We start from the raw sequence: 3,153 nt of genomic DNA, 5'->3' as shown, positions 1-3,153 counted from the left end.
ACACCTGCGCGGCGCGTCCGCCCCGGTCGGCGAACGGGTTGCCCGGGGCGGGTGTCCCGTCCGGCAGGAGCCGCAGAATGGCACCCAGGCCGGAGGTGAGGTCCTGGGCGGGGGTCATCTTCTGGCGATCCCCGGAGCTGACGAATAGGTGCGCACCATCGGGGGAGAACGCCAGCCGTTGGCTGAAGTGACCCGTCCCGGTGGTCGGTGGCTGCCGCCAGAGCACCCTCATCCCTTCCAGGTGGGCCGCGTCACCCTCGACAACGAGCCGCGCGGACCCGACCACCGCGCCCGAGGACGCGCCGTCGCCCTCCACCCAGCTCAGGTACACGACCGAGTCGGCGGCGAACGTGGGCCCGGGAACGATGTCACCGAGCCCTCCCTGCCCCGCCGCCCGGACGCTGGGCACCCCCGCCACCGCGACGCTGCGTCCGGACGCCGGATCGAGCAGATGCAGGGCTCCGGTGCGTTCGGTGATCGCCAGCCAGGGTGTGCCGGGCAGGAACGCCATCGCCCAGGGCGTCTCGAACGTGGCGCGGGGCTCGACCGAGAAGGCGGGCGTGCTGGGGGCGGAGGGGCTGGCCGGGAGGGAAGTGTTGGGGACGGACGTCGCGGGTGCGGAGGGCCCCGGCGTCGAAGAGGTGCAGCCGACCAGGGCGAAGGCCGTCAGCGCGACGAGCGCGGCCCAGATGCGTGAGGCTGACATGGCGAAACGCTACCGACCTGCGCCAAGCGTCCTTCCGGCTTGGGCGAATCCAGGGATGCCGTGTGAGGGTCCCGAGCAGGGTCGCCCTCGCCCGCTGCGCGCTTCAGTCTCGCTGCGCTTCAGTCCCGCTGCGCGTCGTAGTCGGCCCAGATTTCGGCGTCCGACTTCCCGGCGGCTTTGCCGGCCCGGTAGACGGGACCCGGGTCGGCGGCCCGACGCGGGGCGCGGGCGGCGTGACGCCAGTAGCCCATCACGTCGTGAGTGAAGGACGCGTCGGCCAGGTCGTGCATCAGGTGGCGGCGGATGGCCCGCATCTGCGCGGACTCCCCGGCCATCCAGAAGTGCCCCGCACCGCTGGGCCACGTCAGGGATTCGACCACGGACGCCAGCCCGCTGCCCTCTAGCTCTGCCGTCAGCCAGGTGAGCGCCCCGGACGCCGTCAACGCCTCGGGGAAGTAGCCGGGGATCGGCGCTGGCGCCTCGGCCCACACCCGCAGATCGACGCCGGGGGGCAGCGACTCGGCGATCCGCGCCATGGCAGGCAGCGCGGTCAGGTCGCCCACCAGCCACACCCACGGGGCGTCCACCGCGGCGGAGAAGGAGCCTTGGGCGTCCTGGATCGTCACCTCGTCGCCGACGCAGTCCCCGGCCGCCCATTGGGTCACCAGCCCGCTGGGGTGCAGCACGACGTCGAGGACGAGCCGGGAGCCGTCCCACGCGCGGACGGTGTAGTAGCGCGACTGGAACTGGCCCGGGACGACCAGCCCGACCCACTCGTCGGGGATCCCCGTGGACGCGAACCCGGCCAGCCCCGGCCCGCCGAGTTCCAGGCGGACCAGGTGGTCGTCCACCAGGGTGCGGGACAGCACGGTCGCCGGGTAGCCGGGCCCTCGTCTGGTCACCGGGACAGGCTAGCGATCCCGGACGCCGGGTAGGTCCGTGGTCGTGGGAACTCCGCACCGCGGACCCTGGTGGGCTGTCGGCGACGGCTCCTAGAGTGACCGACGCGCGGGGTTCTCGCGCCACGTTCACCTCACTGGAGGAACCATGTCCATCAGCCTCGTGCCGTACCTGAACTTCCCTCTCGGCGTCAGCCGCACCGCCTTCGAGCACTACCGCGAGATCTTCGGTGGCCACGCGGATTACCTCCCCCTGCCCGACAATGGTGACGGCGTGGACGGCATCATGCACGCCCGGCTGGTCACCGACCACTTCACCCTCATGGCCTCCGACGCGCAGCCAGGCGCCGAGGACACCTGGGGCGGGACGCGGGTGTACCTCGCGTTCATGGCCGAGGGGGCTGCCGACGCCGACACGGTCGTCGGCTGGTTCGCCGCGCTGGGCGTCGACGGCAGCATCGGCGTCGCGTTGACCGCGCAGGAGTGGGGATCCTTCTACGGGGACGTGACCGACCGGTTCGGCGTGCAGTGGATGGTGAACCTCACCGCCCCCGAGGGCTGGGCGCCGTCGCTGCTGTGACGCCTGCAGGCGGACCACTACCAGTCCGTGCCGCCCGCCGCAGGGTCGTCGCTTCTCGGTCCGGCCGGGTCAACCGTGGGTCAGGTCGGAGCCGAGGTAGGAGAGCACGGAGGTCACCCGGCGATGCGAGCCGGGCTCGGGGCCCAGGTTCAGCTTCGCGAAGATCCGCTGGGTGTGCTTCTCGACCGCCCCTTCGGTGACGACCAACTCGGCGGCGATCCGGGCGTTGGAGTGGCCTTGCGCCATGAGGGCGAGCACGTCGCGTTCGCGCGGGGTGAGGGTGGTGATCGGGTCGCGGCGGCGGCGCAGGAGTTGCTGCACGACGTCGGGGTCGAGGACGCTGCCGCCCGACGCGACGGTCTCCAGGGCGGCGAGGAACTCGTCGACCTCGGAGACGCGATCCTTGAGCAGGTAGCCCAGCGCGCCGGTTCCGGTCGCCGCCAGGTCGTCGAAGTAGGCGACCTCGACGTACTGGCTCAGCAGCAGGATCGCGGCACCGGGACGCTGGCGCCGAAGCGTGAGGGCGGCGCGCAGCCCCTCGTCGGTGTGGCTGGGCGGCATCCGGATGTCGATCACCGCGACGTCAGGCCGGTGTCGGGCGGCGGCGTCGATCAGGGCGGGGCCGTCGCCGACGGCCGCCACGACCTCATGACCGGCTTCGGTGCACAGCGCCTGCAGCCCCTCGCGGAGCAGGGCGGAGTCGTCGGCGATCACGAGGCGCATGGGTGCTCCGATCAGTGCGGGTCGCCCGCGGTGGGCAGGAAGGCGGTCACCGTGGTGGGTCCGCCGTCCGGGGAAGACACCACCAGGGTGCCACCGAGCCCCTCGACGCGGTCGCGCAGGCCGCGCAGCCCTGCGCCCTTGCCCTCGTGGGCGCCTCCCCGGCCGTCGTCGTCGACGCGAACCTCCACGCCGCCCCCGACCCGGTGCACGCTCACCGCGACCCGGGACGCCCCGGCGTGCTTGGC

The 3,153-nt window shown here is 72.8% G+C and carries 5 protein-coding genes; 1 reads left to right on the top strand and 4 read right to left on the bottom strand.

Features of this window, described 5'->3' with window-relative positions; genetic code table 11:
• Both V7E09_RS14940 and V7E09_RS14935 read right to left on the bottom strand, forming a co-directional pair.
• On the bottom strand, positions 1-706 hold a 706-nt coding region (locus V7E09_RS14940), incomplete at its 3' end, for a PQQ-dependent sugar dehydrogenase (protein ID WP_324523652.1).
• A 119-nt stretch (positions 707-825) separates the two neighbouring features.
• Entirely contained in the window at positions 826-1,608 is a 783-nt protein-coding gene (locus V7E09_RS14935) for a siderophore-interacting protein (RefSeq protein WP_324512234.1), read from the bottom strand.
• Positions 1,609-1,753: 145 nt separating this feature from the next.
• Between V7E09_RS14935 and V7E09_RS14930 the strand changes: the two genes are divergently transcribed.
• On the top strand, positions 1,754-2,185 hold the full coding sequence (locus V7E09_RS14930) for a VOC family protein (RefSeq protein WP_324512235.1): 432 nt from the start codon (positions 1,754-1,756) through the stop codon (positions 2,183-2,185).
• A gap of 69 nt (positions 2,186-2,254) precedes the next feature.
• Here the strand turns inward: V7E09_RS14930 and V7E09_RS14925 are convergent, their stop codons facing one another.
• Both V7E09_RS14925 and V7E09_RS14920 read right to left on the bottom strand, forming a co-directional pair.
• Positions 2,255-2,908: a response regulator transcription factor gene (locus V7E09_RS14925; protein ID WP_324523651.1), complete on the bottom strand. Its 654-nt coding sequence runs from the start codon at positions 2,906-2,908 to the stop codon at positions 2,255-2,257.
• Positions 2,909-2,919: 11 nt separating this feature from the next.
• The coding region (locus V7E09_RS14920; protein ID WP_324523650.1) for a sensor histidine kinase at positions 2,920-3,153 on the bottom strand (234 nt) is incomplete at its 5' end.

Source organism: Propioniciclava sp., assembly GCF_036744435.1.
Classification (GTDB): domain Bacteria; phylum Actinomycetota; class Actinomycetes; order Propionibacteriales; family Propionibacteriaceae; genus Propioniciclava.
Note: the sequence above shows the minus strand (reverse complement) of the source record. Positions and strands in the feature narration are given on the sequence as shown.